The 1,270-nt window shown below is 49.4% G+C and carries 1 protein-coding gene; it reads right to left on the bottom strand.

Features of this window, described 5'->3' with window-relative positions:
- Positions 1-35: 35 nt before the first annotated feature.
- Positions 36-1,216, bottom strand: a protein-coding gene (locus IOQ59_RS21035) for an IS3 family transposase (protein ID WP_193955446.1) whose coding sequence is annotated in 2 segments (ribosomal slippage) — positions 36-931 and positions 931-1,216 — 1,182 coding nt in all. Because the reading frame shifts where the segments join, the coding sequence is not laid out codon by codon here.
- Positions 1,217-1,270: the final 54 nt, after the last annotated feature.

Raw genomic sequence — 1,270 nt, 5'->3', positions numbered from 1 at the left:
TGATCTTCCCCCGAAAAAGTGGACACCACTTTCGCTTACGCCGTCATTGCTTCATATTCGACCGGGCTCCGGTAATTTAAACTGGAGTGCAATCGAATTCGATTATAAAAATGCTGGATGTAACCAACCAGCTTATCCCTCAAATGCATCTCACCAAAGAAGTCTCGTCCTTTGATGAACTCGCCCTTTAGCGTATGGAAGAATGACTCCATTTCCGCATTATCTGTGCAGCAGCCCGGCCGGTTTGTACTCGCATGCATACCGTACCGATCCAACACTGCCTGGAACTCGTGAGCACGATACTCAACACCCCGATCCGTATGGAAGATCAAACCCGGTGGCGGCTTCCTATTCCTGATAGCCATCATCAGTGAAGACTTTGTCAACGCCACTGTTTTCCGTTTACCTAAAGACCAGCCAACGATCCGGCGCGAATACAGGTCTATCACGGCAGCCAAATACAGCCATCGCTTGCCTACCCGAATGTAGGTCAGATCAGCCGCCCAGTGTTGATTCTTGCGCTCCGGCTTAGGAAGGTCCTTACGCAAATTATGCGAGCGCTGATAAAAACGATGCAGCCCCGCAAGCTTCTTATAGACCAGAGAGACCCGGGCTTTGAGACCGTCCTCCCGCATCAGCCGCTCTATCCGCTTCCTACTCACGACGATCCCCTGTCGCTTGAGGGCATGATAAATACGCGGACTGCCATATGTTTCACGGCTTTTATGGAAGATATCGCGTATACACGCCAATAAGCGCTGATCTTGTTGCTCTCTTTTGCTCTGACCACGGCAGCGCCAAGCATAAAAACCGCTGCGTGATACCCCCAGAAACCGGCAAAGCATGTTGACCTTATACAGCCTTCTATAACGGTCTATGAACCTGAACTTTTCCTCTGTTCCTCCGCGAGAAATTGTTGCCACTTTTTTAGCAAATCATTCTCCGTTTTCAGCTGCTGGACCTGCTTCTCCAGCTGACGAACTCGTTCGTTTTCACTGACTGTACGCGGCTTTTTAACCAGCTTTTCCCGGTTGTCCGACACGATCTTTCCTTCTCGATATTCCTTTCGCCACCGAGACAACATGAAGGGATGAATGCCGAGTGACTCCGCAACACCTTTCACACTCGCCCCTTTTAAGTGACTCAGCTTAACAGCTTTAGCCTTGAACTCATTGCTGTACTGTCGTGTCTTCTTTGGATTCTTATATGCTGGCACTGAACACCTCAACTCAATTTGATTGAGGTGTCCACTAAACCGGGGGAACTACAA

It is taken from the genome of Pontibacterium sinense (assembly GCF_015209595.1).
Classification (GTDB): domain Bacteria; phylum Pseudomonadota; class Gammaproteobacteria; order Pseudomonadales; family Balneatricaceae; genus Pontibacterium; species Pontibacterium sinense.
This window is presented reverse-complemented; position numbering and strand designations above follow the sequence as displayed.